Consider the following 16,613-nt stretch of genomic DNA (forward strand, 5'->3'; position numbering starts at 1 on the left):
AGACCCTAACGGGGGGAGGCGCGGGTGCCATGAATTCTCGGCCGACGCAGCAGCAGGATCAGGTTCACGGCGGCGCCAACCGCGACATGCCCCCGGAACTGGGTTCGGACTCGGTCGGCATATTCGAGGGCCGGACGTTCATGTTGTCGAATTCGACAGGTGACGTGCCGGGCGACTCCATTGCCGGCCTGGTGCACGACGACACCCGCTATCTCAGCCGTTGGCAGATGACCCTCGACGGACTTTCCCCGCTCGTGCTCAGCGCCGGCGCGGTCGACGCCTATTCGGCGGCGTTCTTCCTCGCCAATCCGGAGCTGCAGGGAATGCGGGCGAACAGCATCGGCGTGCGGCGGGAACGGTTCGTCGGAGACGGCATGTACGAGCGGATCGCGGTGCAGTACTTCGGCACCGAACCCGTCCGCGTACGCCTGCGGTTGGACGTCGGCGTGGACTTCGCCGACCTCTTCGAGATCAAGCGGGCGGGGCGCAGCAGGCGGGCGGACATCAGGCGAACCCACGGACCGGACGGTTCGGCACTGCGCTTCTCCTACCAGAACTCGCACTGGTCGGCCGGCACGACTGTCGAGGCCAGTCCACCCGCCGACCAGGTCGACGGCGACGCACTGGTCTGGGACGTGCACCTGGGGCGAGGCGACACCTGGGGATGCGAGCTGCGGGTGCTGCTGAACTGTCAGGGTGCCGACTATCGGCCGGCCAGCCGCGGCTTCGGTGAGGCGCACGACCACGGCAAAGACGACGCGGCGTCGCAGTGGGTGGCGAACAAGCCGGACCTCAGCGCGGATTCGGAACTGTTGCGCAACGTGTACCACAAGTCCGCCGCCGACCTGGTGTCGATGCGAATCCTCAAGAAGATCAACGGCGCGGAGGTCGTCCTGCTGGCCGCCGGCATGCCCTGGTTCCTGACCGTGTTCGGGCGGGACACGCTGATCACCGCCTACCAGAGCATCAGCTGCGGACCGGACGTCGCGCGGGGTGCGCTGGTGACGCTCGCCGCGCACCAGGGCACCGCCGTCGACAACTTCAGCGACGAGGAACCCGGGAAGATCATGCACGAGTTCCGCTCGGGTGAGCTGACGCAGCTCGGCGTCATGCCGTACGGCCCCTGCTTCGGCTCGGCCGACACCACCCAGCTGTGGCTCATCCTGCTCTCCGAGTACTGGCGGTGGACTGGCGACGACGCGTTGGTGCGGCAGTTGCGGCCCAACGCCGACGCGGCTCTCCGGTGGATCGACGAATTCGGGGACCGCGACGGCGACGGTTACGTCGAGTACGCCACGCGCTCGCCGGGCGGCATGCGCAACCAGTGTTGGCGCGACTCACCGGACGGGGTGCAGTTCGCCGACAGCAGGCTGCCCGACCTGCCAATCGCCACCTGCGAGATCCAGGGCTACACCTACGACGCCAAACTCCGCGCCGCGGAGCTCGCCGACGGGCCGTGGGCCGACGCCCCGTTGGCGCGACGACTACGCGGCGAAGCAGCCGATCTGCGTGAGCGGTTCAACCGTGACTACTGGCTGCCGGGGCGTGGCGGCTACTACGCGATCGGCCTTGACGCGCACAAGCGGCCCATCGACTCGATGACCTCGAACATGGGCCACCTGTTGTGGAGCGGGATCGTCCCGCCCGAGCGGGCCAGCGTGGTGGCTCGGCAGCTGATGTCCGACGCGATGTTCTCCGGCTGGGGTGTCCGGACCATGTCCACCGAGGACACCGGGTACAACCCCATCGGCTACCACCTCGGCACGGTGTGGCCGCACGACAATTCGATCATCGCGGCCGGGCTCGCCCGGTACGGCCACCGGGATGCGGCCAACCGCATCGCCATGGCCATGCTCGAGGCGGCGGCCCACTTCGACTACCGCCTGCCCGAGGCGTTCTCCGGGTACGACCGATCGCTCGGACGGCGGCCCGTGCCCTACCCCACCGCCTGCAACCCCCAGGCCTGGGCCAGCGGTGCCCCGCTGCTGTTGCTGCGGGCGATGCTCGGGCTCGACGTCCGCGGCGGTGATCTCCGCACCGATCCGCACCTCCCCGAGTCGTTGGGGAACGTCCGGTTGACAGGCGTCACCGTGCACGGCGAGCGGCGGACAGTCGACGCGTCCGGATCGCGCCTGCGCTCCCCCGCCTGAGCTGCGGCACCGCCGTCGGTCAGGGCTGCGGGCTGCCCGTTCGCAGGGTGGACAGCGCGTCGTGGTGCCGGGACCGGACCGTGCGGACCGGCACCCCGAGCACACGAGCCGTCTGGTACGTCGTCCGTCCCGCGAGGTAGGTGTGCAGGAGCACCGCGCGATGCTCGTCGGACAGTCGCCGCAACAGCGTGATCGCCTCGGCCGTGGCGACGGCCGCGTCCGCGTGATCGGGTTGGGCGACGTCGATCTCCGGCTCGGTCGTCTCCCGCGCGACGGCGACCTCCTTCAGCGACGTGACGGCCAGGTCACGCGCCACCCCCATCAGCCAGTCACGAATCGGGACCGGGCCGAGGGGGAGGCGCCTGCCGTGCTGCCACGCCTGGAGGAAGGTCTCCTGCACGATGTCCTCGGCAAGGTGGTGATCTGCCACGAGCGTCTGGACGAAGGTGAGCAGCGGTCCGGTGTGCTCGGACATCAACTGGTCCAGTGCGGGAGGTCGACCGGTGCCCGCACAGGTGTGGTCAGCGGTTGTCATTGCTGGTGCCTGGTCCTCCGCGAGAGGGGTGTGCGAGCAGCCCCGCCACTGACACCGTCCGAGATCGGCGGTGGCGATCGGCCCGAGCCCTGACGCTACGGTCCGCCAGTTACCAGCCTCGTGACGAACTCTTACCGGCACGCGAGCAGGCGTACGCCGAGTCCCCGGCGGACTACCGGGGGCGTGCCACGTCGAGTTGCCCGCTCGCCCGGACCGTCACCCAGGTCGTGACAGTCGCCCCGTCGACCTGGGCCGTGCAGGTGAACCGGTGCCCCTCGATGACCGGCTGGTCGACCGGACAGGCGACGGTGTCCGCGTTGAGCCGGTAGTCCGTACGAAGCACGGTGAGCACCTGCCGTTGCAGGACCGCGGTGTCGAGGACCCTGTGCTGCGGGAGGTCCGGCCGGGTCACCGCCAGGACGGCCCCCGCGATGATCAGAAGAACGACCGGGACCGCGATGGCCACCGCGAGTTTCCGGGAGGGACGCCGCCACCGGCTCGCCGCCGACGCGGCCGTGGTCGGCCCCCACTGCGGCGGGGGCGCCGGCTTCCAGCGAGGCACCAGCAGGGCCGTACCGCTGGTGCCGATGGCCGTGGGACTGTCGGACGCGCCGTCTGGGTTCATCGTCGACTCCTCGGGCTCAGCGGCTGGTGGGGGTCGGCACGGTGACCACCTCCGGCAGCGGTTTCGTCCGGTCGCCGGTCGGGGCGACGGCGAACCAGGTGCCACCGACTCCCTGGCCCCGGATGTCGCCGGGCGCGGTGTCCTTGGCGAACCGGTAGACCGGCCAGCCGGCGATGGTCACCTGGCAGGTGCCGTCGGGCCGCTCGACGTACCCGACGAGTTGCGGGTCGACGCCCTCCGGGTAGATCTGGCCGGGCGACGAGACGAGCAACGGGGGCCAGGTCTTGGCGCAGTCGCCCGCGCAGGTCGCCTTCGGCGGCTTCGCCGAGTCCTTGTCGAAACGGTAGAGCGTCATGCCCCGGCCGTCCGCGACGTAGGTGCCGATGTCGGCCTGGTTCGTGGCCCGCAACTGCACCACGGAGACACCCCGGCCGCGGTCCGGAGCACTCGGAACGGGAACGTCGGAGGGTCCGCTGAAGATCTGGACCCGCCGTTGGGTCTTCGCCACCGTCGGTTTCGGAACCGGGCTGACCTCGATCACCTGCGGGGTCGGGTCGGTGCTCGCGGTGGCCGATGCCGTCGGCGCGGGCCCCGGTGGCGGTGCTGTCGCGGTGGCGCCCGCGCCCGTGGTGTCCCCGCACGCGGCCAACGCCGCCAGACCGATCGCCGCGATCGCGACCCGTGCTCTCTCCACCATGTTCGCTCTCCTCGTGCTCGATGTGGACCGGGCTGCTGCACCGGTCCGGCACCCACACGGACGACCCCACGAAACGGTTCAGCGCCGCCACCGGACCGGGTCCGCGACGGAATCCACCGCGCCCTGAACCGGATGGCGCGCGCATCCGTGTGGGTGGCGGCATCGGCGCAAGACGGTCCACCAGGGGAACGGCTCGCCGGGCCACCGACCAGGACAAGGAAGGGCGACATGGCCACGTACCACATCGTCAGTGAGGACATCCAGGAGTCCGCGAGCTGGCTGCAGCAGAACATGCAGACGCTGCTGGACGGGATGACCCAGGCCAAGAGCAAGATCGACACTCTGATCCAGGGTGGTTACAACACCCCGGGCGCGCAGCAGCAGTTCGGGCCGTACTTCGAGGAGTACAAGGGCAGCGTCGACCAGACCCTGCACGGCATGGAGGGCATCAGCCAGTACCTCACGCAGGTCAGCGACGCCTTCTCCGAGACCGACACGCAGACCGCCGCCAGCCTCAGCCGCTGACGAACGAACGGTCGGGGCCGCGTGGTGCGCACTCACCACGCGGCCCCAGCCGTGTTCCCGACGGATCATCCGACCAGGAGATACGCGTGCGCCTGTTGCTCACCGTGACGGACCAGTCCACCCCCGCCACCGACTACCAGGTCGAGGCCGCCCTCGACTCCACAGTCGCGGAGCTCGCCGAGGTGCTGGCCCAGCGCCGTCCGGAACCCGGCGGCCGACCGCCGACGCTCTTCGTCGCCGGCGCTCCGCTGGATCCCGGGCTCACCCTCGCCGACGCGCCGCTGTGGCAGGGCAGCGTGCTCGAACTGGACCGCCCGGCAGCCGTGTCTCCGCCGCGACCGCCGAGCCCGCTGGAGATCCGGGTCGTCAGCGGCCTGGGCGCCGGCAGCCTGTTCCCGCTCGACGTCGGTGAGCACGCCCTCGGCGTCGCCGACGACGACCACGTACGCCTCAACGACGACCCGCTCGCTCCCGCGCTCGCGCGGGTCCGCGTGAGCGCGGACGGCGAGTGCCGGCTGCACCCGACCGGACCCGGGTTGCTGCTCGACCGGGTGGAGATCGAGGACGAGCGGGCTTGGGCGCCCGGCGCGCAACTCGCCGTGGGCTCGTCCCTGCTGGAGCTTCGTCGCCCGGTCCGGGAGGAGGCGGCGCTCCAGATCTCGGAGGACCGCACCGGCCTCGACTACAACCGTCCACCACGACTGCTGCCCGCCGCGCGGACCACCCAGTTCACCCTCCCCGGGCCTCCGGCGCCACCCGAGCGGCGGCCGCTCACGCTGATCACCGTGCTGGCGCCGGTCCTGCTCTCCGGCGCCGCGTTCGTCGTCACCCGCAACCCGCTCACGTTGCTCTTCGCCATCCTGTCGCCGCTGGTGCTGGTCGCGGGCCAGATCGGCGCACGTCGTCAGGGCCGGGCCACGTACCGCTCACGGCTCGCCGAATACGAGAAGAAGAAGGCGCGCATCAGCGGCGAGGCGCAGGAGGCGCTTACCACCGAACGGCTGGCCCGTCGGAACAACTTCCCCGACCCGGCGGCGACGGCGCTGATCGCCGTCGGGCCGCAGCGTCGACTGTGGGAGCGACGCCGCACCGACCCCGACTTCCTCGAGCTGCGGGTCGGCAGCGCGGACCTGCCGTCCGAGGTGGTGCTGCGGGACCTGGGCCAGGACGAGAACCGGCGCGAGGTCCGGTGGCTCGCCCTCGACGTGCCGGCGACCGTGCCGGTACGCAAGCACGGCGTCGTGGGAGTGGCCGGGGGCGCCATCGCGCGCACGACGGCCCGGTGGATGCTGACCCAGGCCGGTGCCCTGCACAGCCCGGAGGACCTGCAGATCTACCTGCTCTGCGGCGCCGACGACGAGCAGGGCTGGGCGTGGGCCGGCTGGCTGCCCCACCTGCGGCCCCGCGACGGTCAGGACACCCTCGCCACCGTCGGCACCGACACCCCGACACTGGCCCGCCGGGTCGGCGAACTGGTGACGATCATCTCGGCCCGGTCCGGCGAGCGGGCCGACGGGGCGTTTCGCGACATCCTCGTGGTGCTCGACGGGGCACGGAAGCTGCGGTCCCTGCCCGGTGTCACACAGATCCTGCGGGAGGGTCCGTCGGTGGGTGTGTACGCCATCTGCGTGGACGCCGAGGAGCGGCTGCTGCCCGAGGAGTGCCAGGCGGTCATCGCCCAGCAGCCCGACGGATCGCTGCTGGTGACGCAGACCCTCGCCGCCCCGATCGACGACATCCACCCGGACGTCGTCTCGGCCGAATGGCTGCACCGGGTGGCGCGGGCGCTGGCTCCGGTACGGGACATCGGTGGCGCCGACGAGGAGAGTGCCCTGCCCGGCGCGAGCCGGCTGCTCGACGTACTCGGGATGGAACCGCCGGAGCCGGACGCCGTGACGGCCCGGTGGACCTCCGGCGGGCGGACCACCGAGGCTGTGCTCGGGGTGTCGCTGGACGGGCCGTTCGCCCTCGACCTGAAGCGGGACGGGCCGCACGGCCTGGTCGCCGGCACCACCGGCTCCGGCAAGTCGGAGCTGCTGCAGACTCTCGTCGCCTCGCTCGCCGTGGCCAACCGGCCGGACGCGATGACGTTCGTCCTTGTCGACTACAAGGGTGGTAGCGCCTTCAAGGACTGTGTCCTGCTGCCGCACACGGTCGGCATGGTGACCGACCTGGACACCCACCTGGTGGGCCGGGCGCTGACGTCTCTCTCGGCGGAGCTGCGGCGACGCGAGCACATCCTCGCCGAGGCAGGGGCGAAGGACATCGACGACTACGTCGAACTCCTGCGGCGCGAGCCGTCGCGCATCCCGATGCCGCGGCTGCTCATCGTTATCGACGAGTTCGCGTCGATGGTTCGTGATCTGCCCGACTTCGTGACCGGTCTGGTCAACATCGCGCAGCGGGGCCGGTCGCTCGGCATCCACCTGGTGCTCGCCACCCAGCGGCCGGGCGGTGTGGTCTCGCCGGAGATCCGGGCCAACACCAACCTGCGCATCGCCCTGCGCGTCACCGACAGCAGCGAGAGCCAGGACGTGTTGAACGCCCCGGACGCGGCCTCGATCTCGAAGTCGACGCCCGGTCGCGCCTTCGTCCGTCTCGCCCAGTCGTCGCTTGTGCCGTTCCAGGCGGGACGGGTCGGCGGGTTCCGCCCCGGCGCGCGCACCACCGACCGTCCGGCGCCATGGCTGGTGCCGCTCTCCTGGCCGGATCTCGGCCGCCCGGCGCCTCGCCGTCGCAGCGGCGAGGCGGAACCGTCCGCCGAACTGACCGACCTCGCGGTGCTCGTGGCGGCGATCCGGGATGCCAGTGAACGGCTCGCCATCCCGGCGCAGCACAGCCCCTGGCTGCCCGCGCTGCCGGCGAAGCTGTCCGTGGACGCGCTGCCGCCGGCCCGCGCCGGCGACTACCACCTCCCGGCGGTCGCGTACGGGCTGGTGGACCTTCCCGCACAGCAGGACCAGGTGCCGTTGGCGCTGGACCTCGGGACGCTCGGGCACCTGCACATCATCGGCTCCTCGCGCAGCGGGCGGTCGCAGACGCTGCGGACCATCAGCGGGGCACTCGCCCGCGTCCACTCGGCGGCGGACGTCCACCTCTACGGGGTGGACTGCGGCAACGGGGCGTTGCTCGCCCTCAGTGGCCTGCCGCACTGCGGGGCGGTGGTGCAGCGAACCGAGGCGGAACGGCTCGGTCGGCTGTTCGCCCGCCTCGTCGCGGAGCTGGGCCGGCGGCAGCAACTGCTCGCGGCCAGCGGCTCGGCGAGCACGGTGGAGTACCGGGCCGGCGTGGCCGAGGGCGAGCGACCGCCACACATCCTGCTGCTCGTGGACCGGTTCGAGGTTTTCGACAAGACGTTCGCCGACTACGACAACGGCACGATCATGGCCGGTCTGCTGACGCTGCTGCGGGAGGGCGCCGGGGCGGGCATCCACGTGGTGCTCGCGGGTGATCGTGCGATGTTCTCCAGCCGTATCTCGTCGACCACTGACGACAAGCTGGTGCTGCGGCTGACCGAGCGCGGCGACTACAGCATGGTCGGCATCAACCACCGGCAACTGCCGGACGAGATCGAGGCGGGCCGCGCGATCCGAGCGTCCGACGGTGCCGAGGCGCAGATCGCGCTGCTCGGCGACGACGTGTCCGGTCAGGGTCAGGCGCGCGTACTCGTCGAGATCGCCGAGGCGGCCCGGCAGCGGGACGCGGACCTCGCGGCCGCCGGCCGCCCGTTCCGGATCGACGTGCTGCCGGACGAGCTGACCCTGGCGGACACCGAGGCGCTCGCCCGACCCGTCGAGCCACTGTGGACGATGCTGGGTGTCGGTGGTGACGAACTCGCCGCGCTCGGGCCGGATCTGTCGGTCATTCCGAGCCTGGTGCTGGCCGGGCCGCCGCGCTCGGGTCGCAGCACCGCGCTGCTGACGATGGTCGCGGACCTGCTGCGCAGGGGGACGTCTGTGGTCGTGGCGGCGCCCCGCAGGTCGCCACTGCGCGAACTGGCCGGTCTGCCCGGGGTGCTCGACCTGGTGACGAGCGAGAACCTCACCTCCGCAGGGCTGGCGGCGGCGCTCAAGGATCGGAACGGGCCGGCAGTGGTCGTGCTGGACGACGCCGAGTTGCTGCTCAAGTGCGATGCGGGAAGCGACCTCGGGGAGATCGCGCGGGCCGGCACGGAACGGGGCCTCGGACTGATCATGGCCGGCACCATCGACGGCCTGTCCGGCGGGTTCGGCGGCTGGCACGTCGACGCTCGACGCAACCGGCAGGGTGCGCTGCTCAGCCCCCAGGGCCTCGGCGACGGAGAGCTCATCGGCGCCAAGTTGAGCCGCGGCCAGCTCGGCGTGGGACGTCTGGGTCGGGCGTTGCTGCACCTAGGCGACGGCACCGTCCGCCTGGTGCAGGTGCCCCGGACCGATCCGGCGGCGCTGCGGGCGTTGGTGACACCCGGCGGGGCGGAGCCCCAGGCCGCGGCGGCGAAGGAGTGAGGTAGGCGGGCCGCAGCGGAAACGGTCAGGGGGACACCGGATCGCGGTGTCCCCCTGACCTGTTCTACCGGGTCACGCGTCCGTTGAGGTCTCTCCCGTGGACTCCGCGCGGGCGGTCAGCTCGGGACGGTCGTCGTCCCAGGTGAACGTCAGCGTCTCGGTGATCGCGCCGAAGAGCTCGAAGATCTCCTCGGCCTCCGCGAGGTTCGGGCTCGAACCGGTGACCACCACGACGTCCGCCGAACCCGGCATCGGCACGACCGTGTGCATCACCGCGCACCGCATCGTCGCGTCGTCCTGGGCGACGTTCTGGATGCCGTACACCCGGCCGACCGTGCCGATCCCGGGAATCACCGCGGTGGTAACCCGCCGCCAGGTCCCGTCGACGCGGGCGGGCTGCCCCACCGCCGTCAGCGCGCCGAGGATGTCGCCGTTGGCGGGCGGAGTGGCCACCGCGACAAGCACCGTCGCGGTCAGCGGACCGTCCTCGTACAGCTGGAAGACGCCTGCCGCGTGGACCGCGCCGGAGCGTCGGGCCTCGCGTACCGACCGGCGCACCTGCTCGGCGTACCGGCCCGCCTGGTCCGCAGTGAAGCCGCCGGCCAGGGCGTGCCCCCGGGCCTCGTCGCCCAGTCGGTTCTCGCTCGCCTCGTCGGCCGTCGAGAAATCCACCCACGCCTCGGGAGTACGCAGCTCGAACCCGGTCGGGGTCGGTGCGGGAGCGTGGGTGTCCGTCGCGCTCACTGTGCCGCCCCCTCAGCCGGTGCCGTCAACGCGTTGACCGTCTGCGTGTCGGTCTCCCGGAAGGCGTCGGCGATGGCCTTGGCGGCGTCGCGTACGCCTTCGAGGTCCTTGGCCACGACGTGCCGGCCGTCGCCCCACCGCTTCTCGAACTGGTGGGCGGCATCCTCCAGGTTGCGCTGCCCGAGCGTGTCGACCACCGAGCCCATCGACCGGACCGCCGTGCCGTCCATCAGCTCCTTCGTACGGCGCAACAGCTCGTGGACGCGCTCCAGCTCCGCGCCGGGAACGTGGATCACGCTCATCGCGCCCACTCCCCCGCCGGCCTGCCATTCCGTTCGCTCATCTCCGCACCCTCCAGACCGTCACGGCAACTGCGCCGTACACGGATCGGTGGCCGGTGCGGTTCAGCCGGTGAACCGATCTCCGGCCCGCTACGTGTGCGACTCGGCTCCCGGCGGATGGCTCGGGCGCCGGCCTGACGATGCGATGGGGAGGTTCGTCATGACGCGTCCGGGCGACGCCGAGTGGTCCGTGTTGCAGCTCGACTCAGATCCCGTACCGGGTGATCCCGAGTCCTTCGAGGAGATCACGAGGGCGTACCAGGAGCTGGCCAGAACCACCCAGGAGGCGCACGAGCTGCTCGCGTCCGGAAGTCAGATGGATGTCGGCCAGGGCAGGGCGATGGACGCCTTCCGGGATCTGATCGGGAAGCTGCCGGGGCGTCTGGACGGAATGGCGAACTCCTACGCCGCGGCGGCTGACGCGTACCTGCGCTATCTGCCGTCCTTGGAGGAGGCGCAGACGATGTCGCTGCGCGCCCTCGACCAGGCCCGGCAGGCGGCCGGAGACCAGAACGCCGCCCAGGCGGCGGTCGCCTCCGCCGTATCCGCGCTCATCGCGTTGAGCGCCGAGACCGCGACGACCCCGGACGCGAAGGACCAGGTCACCGACGAAGCCGACGCCGCCCGGAGCCGGGCCTCCGACGCCCAGCAGGCACTGGACGGGGCGAAGGCGTTACTCGGCCAGGCGACCGCCCTGCGCGACCAGGCCGCACGGACCGCCGCCGAGACGCTGCGCCAGTTGGCGAAGGACGCTCCGCAACGGTCCCTCTGGGACAAGATCGCCGAGGCGTTCAACGCGTTCATCGACTTCCTCCAGAGCACCGTGATCGAGTGGATCACCACGGTCCTGGATGTGCTCTCGGTTGTCGCGTCGTTCATCTTCCCGCCCCTGGGTTCGGCGATCGGTTTCCTGTCCGGCGCCATCGACCTCGCCTCGGCCGCGCTCGGCGGTGACCCGGCCGAGATCGCGCTCGCCGCCGGCGGGCTGGCGCTCGGCCTGGTGCCCGGCGGTCGACTCGTCAGCCGGGTCATCAAGATCGCCAGCAAGCTGGGCAAGGTCCTGCCGGGAAGTGTGGCGACAGGCATCAAGAACAGCACCAGGGAGGTCGCCGGAGGCGCCGCAGGCCGCGGAGTGGCGGACGTCGGCGGCAACGCCCCGGCTGGACGCGGGATCGACGCGAAGGTCACCGAGGTCGGCATCGGCAAGGCCATCAAGGGCGTCTTCAACCGGATCGACCTCAAGCTGTTCGACATGCGGTTCGCCCGGGATCTCAAGAAAGCCCGGAAGAAGCAGGCGAACGATCCGACCCTCATCCTCGGCCAGAACAGCAAGGGAAACCTGAAGACGTTCCGCGCCTCGGACGTCGAATCCACGCCGCTCGTGGACAACAACGGTAGGCAGATCGGCGTGCTCTTCCCGAGCAGGGCAACCGACAACGACAGTTTCACGAGCTGGGCCAGGACCGATGCCAACCTCGCCTTCGGCAGGAACATCGGCGGGTCGATCGCCGCCCCCGGGACCAAGGCGATCCGGCGCCTGCCCGGGACGGAGACCAGCTTCGCGGGCAACACGTTCCAGGTCGCACCGTGGGCCCGACTCAAGAGCGAGCCCACCCTGGTCATCGCGCACGGGAACCCGGACGGCGCCGCGGTGCGCCTGAAGGACGGCACGGTGCTGCACGTTCCCGGCGGGCAGTTCGCGAAGGTCGTGCATCACAACGAGATCTTCCGGGCCTCCAACTCCGCCTCGGACCCCGGGAAGTCGATCGCCCTGATCTCCTGCAACTTCGGCAACACCGCCGGTACCGGAGGGCAGGACTTCGCCAACGCCATGCGCGATCTCGGCAGCCAGCGGCGGATCTTCGCGGCGAACGAGACGGTGGTGACCACCGAGGGCGTGGACGTGGACGGGTTGTTGACCGACGCGGGCCGAGACATCGCGACGTTGGCGGTGGAGAACGGCGGCAAGTTCACACGCATCGAGCCGAGCACCAAGGGGGCGAGTTCATGAACGAGCAGGACGAGGGCGTACGCCAGCGGAACTGGATGCTGTTGACGGACGCGGGGTGGACCGAGCCCGCCGACGAGGACGCGGCGCAGGTGCCACCGGTGGAGGCAATCGTCGGTGGTTGGCCGGTGGAGCCGGACGGCGCCGTCGGCCGGTTCACGCCCAACCCCCTGTACGAGCCGGAGGATCCGGAGGCGCCCACCAGTCCGGTGGACGCCGCGGCGAGGCTTGTCGCAACCGGTCGCGCCGGAGTCGACGCGGTGCTCCTGGCGCTGCGGGACAGCTTCGTCGACGTCGCGCTGGACAGCGCGGGTGATGTCATCGTGGCGCCGGCGCCGGACGACATTCCCTGCGTGCTCGTCGCGACAGGCGCGACGGACCAGGCCCGGGTGGATGCGGCCGGCTGGCGGCAGGTCGACCTGGACGAGTTGCTGACGCTGCTCCCGGACGGCGTCGACGTGCTGCTGAATCCGGGCGGGCACCGTGCCATGCGGCTGTTCGCCGACGCGCTGCGGGACATCGCCGTCGACGGCGTCCCGCCGGGAGGCGAAGCGTCGCCGTCGACCCGGTAGTGCCGCATCGCGCTGGGCTCGGACGTGTCGTCCGAGCCCAGCGGGGACGGGCCGTCGAACACGCGATGGCGATCGTCAACATCTCGATTCGGCCACGACGTGGGTCAACAGACAAATCCTCTGTAGATCAACAAGTGCGGAGAACGGCGCGTGCATCCTGAGGACCCGTGGGCATTCGGCGACAACGCCGGCGACGCAAGGGTCAGCAAAGGGTGGTAGTTATGGCGGGATCGGGACCTGTTCGTCGGCGCGAGGTGGCAGGCGAGGCACTGGTCCGGTCCATATTCGAGGAGCACGGACGCGCGATGCTCGCCTACGCGACACAGCTGACCCGGGACCGCGCGGCCGCGGAGGACGTCGTCCAGGAGGCGCTGGTGCGTGCGTGGCGTCACCCCGACAGCCTCGTCAACGGCAAGGGCTCGGTGCGCGGCTGGCTGTTGACTGTCGTCCGCAACATCGTGACCGACACCGTACGAGCCCGCAACGCGCGGCCGCCCGAGGTGCCGGAGGGCCCGACGGAGTCGGCTGTCGAACGCGACCACGCCGACCAGGTGGTGACCTCGATCGTGGTGACGGACGCGCTCAGTCGCCTCTCCCCCGAACACCGTCAGGTGCTTGAGCAGGTATATCTGCGCGGGAGTACAGTCGCGGAAGCCGCCCAGGCGCTCGGGATCCCGCCGGGCACCGTGAAGTCACGCTCCTACTACGCACTCCGGGCACTCCGCGATCTCGCCGAGCGTCCCGCCGGGGTGGAACGGCCTGCCTCATGACATCCGACAGCTCATCGCCGCACGCCGACCAGCTCGACATCGGCGGCTATCTGCTGGGGGCACTCGACCCGGAGGCGACCCGCCGAGCCGAGGAGCACCTGGCGGGTTGCGCCCAGTGCCGGGCCGAGGTCGATTCGCTGCGGACGTGGGCGGACGCGCTCGAGAACGTACCCGATGTGATGCTGCTCGACGGCCCGCCGGAGGACGGCGATCTCCTGTGGCAGCGCACCCTGCGACAGATTCGCGGCGAGGCCGGCGACCAGCGGCGCCGCCGGCACGCGCTGACAGGTGTCGCGGCGGCGGTCGTCGCCTCCGCGGTCCTCGGCGGTGTCGTCCTCGGCCCTGCGCACGACCCGGCGAAGGACGCGACCGCACAGCCGGAGCCGGCGTCCCCGAGCAGCGCGGCCGACCGTCCGGCCCGTTCCACAAGCGCCTCCGACCCGGGCACCGGGGCTCGTCTGGCCGTGGCCGTGCAGCCGGCCACCGGCTGGGTACGCGTCCGCGCCACGGTTTCCGGCATTCCGCAGGGTCAACGCTGTCGCCTGCTGATCGTCGGCAGGGACGGCGGCACGGTGCTGGCGGGCAGCTGGCTGGTGTCGGAGCGCGGGGCCGCCGAGGGCGTCACCCTCGACGGCAGCGCCCTGATCGACGTGGCCGAGATCGACAGTGTCCGGGTGGAGACCACCGACGGCATGGCGTACGTCAGCGCGACGTTCTAGCGACGGCCGCCCACCACCCCGTCCGGCCGCGGCGTGGCCAGCGAACGCCGACGAACGCGGCCCCCGGGCCGCGTTCTCGTTGGGCCGGCGGCCAGCGGACAGCAGTGCGCCGGCCCAGCCAGTGGCTGAGCCGGCGCACGGAGTGCCGTTCCGGGTCAGCCCAGGCGGACCGAGACGACCGCGTTGTCGAAGTCGACAGCTCCCAGGTCAGCGACGTCCCCGTTGATCACCTTCGAGCGGCCGGTGCAGTCGGGGCCTGCCCAGAGCTTGAGCGAGCCGGGGGCCGCCACGGACGAGGAGACGCCAGGCCGGCTCAGGTTCCGGCAGCCGGTGCCGGCGACGCCCTGCGAGCCGGCGCCGTCGCCGAAGTCGGGGTCGTCGAAGAGGACCGCGCTGGTGGCCGGTGGTGCGGGCGAGGCGTCCGGCGCGGACTGCTCCCCACCGGAGACGCCTGCCTTCCCGCCGGTAGCGGTCACGCCGAACCAGGTGTTTCCGACACCCTGGCCGATGGTGTCACCCGGCTTGGTGTCCTTGGCGAACCGGTAGACCGGCCAACCGCCGATGGTGACCTGCCGACTGCCGTCCGGGCGCGGGATCGTACCGACGTCGGCCGCCTTGACACCCGCGACGAAGACCTTGCCGGCGGGCGCGACGGTGACCGGCGGCCAGGTGGCGGCGCAGTCGTCGGCACAGTTCGAGACCGGCGGCTTGTTGCTGTCCTTGTCGAAGCGGTACAGGGTCAGCCCGGCGCCGTTGACCACTACCGGGTCGAGCTTGCCCGCCTTGCCCGCCGTCACCTGGACCCACCGCTCCGCGGATTCGCGGGCGTCTCCGGCGGCGACCCCACCGTTGGGCGTCGCCCAGTCACCGGTGCCGGCCGCCGCGTTGTTGGACTTCGCGGTGCCGGGCAGGAGGGCGACGCCGGCCCCGCCCGTCGGGGACGCCGCCGGGCTGCCGCTCAGGTCGGCGGCCCGGGCCGGGCCTGGCGGCACCTGGCTCGAACCGCACGCCGTGAGGGTCGCCGCGCCGACGGCCAGCACGGCGATGAGGGGAGTCACGTGGTTGCGCATCATCGGGTTTCTCCAGCGATCACCCGGCTTCCAGGAGGTCCGGAAGCCGTTCGCCACTCACACGGAGCAGGTCCGCGATCGGTTCAGGCCCGGTGTCGCCGCCGTCGTCGCACGTGGGCTCAGGTGGCCTGCAGGGCGACCTTCAGCCAGCCGGGGCTACGCACGTCGAATTCGCGGTACGCCTGGATCGCGTCCGTGAGCGGCTCGTGCTCGGTCACGACGTCCTCCGGACGGACCTGACCGGACGCGACCATGGCCACCAGCTTGGGGATGTACCTGGGGTGGTTGCCGTTGCCGGCGCGGACGGTCAGGTTGCGCGCCATCGTGGTGCCGATCGGGAAGTACCTGTCGGTGGGCGGATAGACCCCCACGATCCCGAGGGTGCCCACCTTCGCGAGGCTCTCGACCGCCCAGGTCTGCGCCTGGCTCGGCGCGTCACCAGGCTTCCAGTGCCCATCCTGGCCCTGGCTGTCGAGATTCGGGGAGATCTTGCGCTGGTCCTCGGCGTTGCGCTCGTCGTCCCGACCGGCGGCGGGCCCCGACTTCGGGCTCTCGCTATCCACTCCGACGGCGTCGATGGCGCAGTCGGCTCCGATCCCGTTGGTCAACTCCATGATGGCCTCGACCGGATCGACCTCGTTAAAGTTGATCACCTCGGCTCCCCGACGACGGGCGTGTTCCAGCCGGTCCGCGTGCCCGTCGATCGCGATCACCCGGGACGCGCCGCGCTGGTACGCGGAGAGAACGGCGAACTGACCCACCGGGCCGCAACCCCAGACGGTGGCGATCTTGCCGTCGCTGGCGTCCGCGAGAACCGCCCCGAAGTAGCCGGTCGGGTAGATGTCGGACAGCGTGATGGCCTGCGCCTCGGTGACGTTCTCCGGAAGCGGGATCAGGTTGGTGTGCGCGAAGGGGACCCGCGCGTACTCGGCCTGCAACCCGTTGAACGGGCCCTGCGCCTCGGGCGAGCCGAACGAGGCGGTGCCGGAGCGTGGCCCGTACGGGTTGGCGTTGTCGCACTGCGCGAAGAGGCCCCGGCGGCAGTAACCGCAGGATCCGCAGCCCAGCACCGCCGAGACCACCACCCGGTCGCCCGGCTTGAAGCTGTGGATCTGCGCGCCCACTTCCTCGACGACCCCGACGCCCTCATGGCCGAGGACCTTTCCCGGCTTCATCCCGGACATCGTGCCCCGCACGAAGTGCAGGTCGGTGCCGCAGATCGCCGCCGTGGTGATCCGGACGATCGCGTCCGTGGGCTGTTCGATGCGGGGTTCCGGCACGTCGTCGACTCGAATGTCACCGATGCCGTGATAGACGACAGCCTTCATGTGCACTCCCATCCGGACCGATCCCGGGGCGCTGTGGGCCTCGTA

General features: G+C 71.3%; 14 protein-coding genes. 7 read left to right on the plus strand and 7 right to left on the minus strand.

Going from position 1 to position 16,613, the window contains the following annotated elements:
- Positions 1 to 29 precede the first annotated feature (29 nt).
- Positions 30 to 2,150 (plus strand): glycogen debranching N-terminal domain-containing protein, encoded by a 2,121-nt coding sequence (locus ACLQ26_RS06995; RefSeq protein WP_425743647.1) that lies wholly within the window; start codon positions 30 to 32, stop codon positions 2,148 to 2,150.
- Positions 2,151 to 2,169: 19 nt separating this feature from the next.
- Here ACLQ26_RS06995 and ACLQ26_RS07000 read toward each other — a convergent pair whose 3' ends face one another.
- The 3 genes from ACLQ26_RS07000 to ACLQ26_RS07010 all read right to left on the minus strand — a co-directional run bounded on the left by ACLQ26_RS07000 (position 2,170) and on the right by ACLQ26_RS07010 (position 4,007).
- Positions 2,170 to 2,685 carry a sigma-70 family RNA polymerase sigma factor gene (locus ACLQ26_RS07000; RefSeq protein ID WP_425743648.1) on the minus strand — a complete coding sequence of 172 codons (516 nt, stop codon included), beginning with the start codon at positions 2,683 to 2,685 and terminating at the stop codon, positions 2,170 to 2,172.
- Positions 2,686 to 2,857: 172 nt separating this feature from the next.
- Positions 2,858 to 3,310: a DUF4333 domain-containing protein gene (locus ACLQ26_RS07005; protein ID WP_425743649.1), complete on the minus strand. Its 453-nt coding sequence runs from the start codon at positions 3,308 to 3,310 to the stop codon at positions 2,858 to 2,860.
- A gap of 16 nt (positions 3,311 to 3,326) precedes the next feature.
- Positions 3,327 to 4,007, minus strand: a complete 681-nt coding sequence (locus ACLQ26_RS07010; RefSeq protein WP_425743650.1) for a hypothetical protein — start codon at positions 4,005 to 4,007, stop codon at positions 3,327 to 3,329.
- A gap of 228 nt (positions 4,008 to 4,235) precedes the next feature.
- Here ACLQ26_RS07010 and ACLQ26_RS07015 point away from each other — a divergent pair, with 228 nt between their 5' ends.
- Together ACLQ26_RS07015 and ACLQ26_RS07020 are read left to right on the plus strand one after the other, a co-directional pair.
- Positions 4,236 to 4,532, plus strand: coding sequence for a WXG100 family type VII secretion target (locus tag ACLQ26_RS07015; RefSeq protein WP_007457407.1), 297 nt, complete (start codon positions 4,236 to 4,238; stop codon positions 4,530 to 4,532).
- 86 nt (positions 4,533 to 4,618) lie between these two features.
- Positions 4,619 to 9,016: an FtsK/SpoIIIE domain-containing protein gene (locus ACLQ26_RS07020; RefSeq protein WP_425743651.1), complete on the plus strand. Its 4,398-nt coding sequence runs from the start codon at positions 4,619 to 4,621 to the stop codon at positions 9,014 to 9,016.
- Positions 9,017 to 9,088: 72 nt separating this feature from the next.
- On the opposite strand, the gene ACLQ26_RS07025 is transcribed toward ACLQ26_RS07020, so the two are convergent.
- Both ACLQ26_RS07025 and ACLQ26_RS07030 read right to left on the minus strand, forming a co-directional pair.
- Positions 9,089 to 9,760, minus strand: coding sequence for a hypothetical protein (locus tag ACLQ26_RS07025; RefSeq protein ID WP_425743652.1), 672 nt, complete (start codon positions 9,758 to 9,760; stop codon positions 9,089 to 9,091).
- Positions 9,757 to 10,062 (minus strand): hypothetical protein, encoded by a 306-nt coding sequence (locus ACLQ26_RS07030; protein WP_425743653.1) that lies wholly within the window; start codon positions 10,060 to 10,062, stop codon positions 9,757 to 9,759. The genes ACLQ26_RS07025 and ACLQ26_RS07030 overlap by 4 nt, the downstream gene beginning before the upstream one ends.
- 199 nt (positions 10,063 to 10,261) lie before the next feature.
- Here ACLQ26_RS07030 and ACLQ26_RS07035 point away from each other — a divergent pair, with 199 nt between their 5' ends.
- The 4 genes from ACLQ26_RS07035 to ACLQ26_RS07050 all read left to right on the plus strand — a co-directional run bounded on the left by ACLQ26_RS07035 (position 10,262) and on the right by ACLQ26_RS07050 (position 14,170).
- Positions 10,262 to 12,112, plus strand: coding sequence for a putative T7SS-secreted protein (locus ACLQ26_RS07035; RefSeq protein WP_425743654.1), 1,851 nt, complete (start codon positions 10,262 to 10,264; stop codon positions 12,110 to 12,112).
- Positions 12,109 to 12,681 carry a type VII secretion system-associated protein gene (locus ACLQ26_RS07040; RefSeq protein ID WP_425743655.1) on the plus strand — a complete coding sequence of 191 codons (573 nt, stop codon included), beginning with the start codon at positions 12,109 to 12,111 and terminating at the stop codon, positions 12,679 to 12,681. Before ACLQ26_RS07035 ends, ACLQ26_RS07040 begins: the two co-directional genes overlap by 4 nt.
- Before the next feature lie 221 nt (positions 12,682 to 12,902).
- Positions 12,903 to 13,451 (plus strand): sigma-70 family RNA polymerase sigma factor, encoded by a 549-nt coding sequence (locus ACLQ26_RS07045; protein ID WP_425743656.1) that lies wholly within the window; start codon positions 12,903 to 12,905, stop codon positions 13,449 to 13,451.
- Positions 13,448 to 14,170: a zf-HC2 domain-containing protein gene (locus tag ACLQ26_RS07050; RefSeq protein ID WP_425743657.1), complete on the plus strand. Its 723-nt coding sequence runs from the start codon at positions 13,448 to 13,450 to the stop codon at positions 14,168 to 14,170. Before ACLQ26_RS07045 ends, ACLQ26_RS07050 begins: the two co-directional genes overlap by 4 nt.
- Before the next feature lie 155 nt (positions 14,171 to 14,325).
- Here ACLQ26_RS07050 and ACLQ26_RS07055 read toward each other — a convergent pair whose 3' ends face one another.
- Both ACLQ26_RS07055 and ACLQ26_RS07060 read right to left on the minus strand, forming a co-directional pair.
- On the minus strand, positions 14,326 to 15,243 hold the full coding sequence (locus tag ACLQ26_RS07055; protein ID WP_425743658.1) for a hypothetical protein: 918 nt from the start codon (positions 15,241 to 15,243) through the stop codon (positions 14,326 to 14,328).
- Positions 15,244 to 15,359: 116 nt separating this feature from the next.
- Positions 15,360 to 16,568 carry an alcohol dehydrogenase catalytic domain-containing protein gene (locus ACLQ26_RS07060; RefSeq protein ID WP_425743659.1) on the minus strand — a complete coding sequence of 403 codons (1,209 nt, stop codon included), beginning with the start codon at positions 16,566 to 16,568 and terminating at the stop codon, positions 15,360 to 15,362.
- Between the last annotated feature and the right edge of the window lie 45 nt (positions 16,569 to 16,613).

This window comes from Micromonospora sp. DT43 (genome assembly GCF_049841645.1).
Classification (GTDB): domain Bacteria; phylum Actinomycetota; class Actinomycetes; order Mycobacteriales; family Micromonosporaceae; genus Micromonospora.

What these genes read in the sequence shown, in the direction of transcription:
- ACLQ26_RS07055 (WP_425743658.1), bottom strand. Translation starts at nt 15,243, where the DNA reads ATGATGCGCAACCACGTGACTCCCCTCATCGCCGTGCTGGCCGTCGGC.
- ACLQ26_RS07060 (WP_425743659.1), bottom strand. Translation starts at nt 16,568, where the DNA reads ATGAAGGCTGTCGTCTATCACGGCATCGGTGACATTCGAGTCGACGAC.
- ACLQ26_RS07030 (WP_425743653.1), bottom strand. Translation starts at nt 10,062, where the DNA reads ATGAGCGTGATCCACGTTCCCGGCGCGGAGCTGGAGCGCGTCCACGAG.
- ACLQ26_RS07040 (WP_425743655.1), top strand. Translation starts at nt 12,109, where the DNA reads ATGAACGAGCAGGACGAGGGCGTACGCCAGCGGAACTGGATGCTGTTG.
- ACLQ26_RS07000 (WP_425743648.1), bottom strand. Translation starts at nt 2,685, where the DNA reads ATGACAACCGCTGACCACACCTGTGCGGGCACCGGTCGACCTCCCGCA.
- ACLQ26_RS07010 (WP_425743650.1), bottom strand. Translation starts at nt 4,007, where the DNA reads ATGGTGGAGAGAGCACGGGTCGCGATCGCGGCGATCGGTCTGGCGGCG.
- ACLQ26_RS07050 (WP_425743657.1), top strand. Translation starts at nt 13,448, where the DNA reads ATGACATCCGACAGCTCATCGCCGCACGCCGACCAGCTCGACATCGGC.
- ACLQ26_RS06995 (WP_425743647.1), top strand. Translation starts at nt 30, where the DNA reads ATGAATTCTCGGCCGACGCAGCAGCAGGATCAGGTTCACGGCGGCGCC.
- ACLQ26_RS07045 (WP_425743656.1), top strand. Translation starts at nt 12,903, where the DNA reads ATGGCGGGATCGGGACCTGTTCGTCGGCGCGAGGTGGCAGGCGAGGCA.
- ACLQ26_RS07035 (WP_425743654.1), top strand. Translation starts at nt 10,262, where the DNA reads ATGACGCGTCCGGGCGACGCCGAGTGGTCCGTGTTGCAGCTCGACTCA.
- ACLQ26_RS07005 (WP_425743649.1), bottom strand. Translation starts at nt 3,310, where the DNA reads ATGAACCCAGACGGCGCGTCCGACAGTCCCACGGCCATCGGCACCAGC.
- ACLQ26_RS07015 (WP_007457407.1), top strand. Translation starts at nt 4,236, where the DNA reads ATGGCCACGTACCACATCGTCAGTGAGGACATCCAGGAGTCCGCGAGC.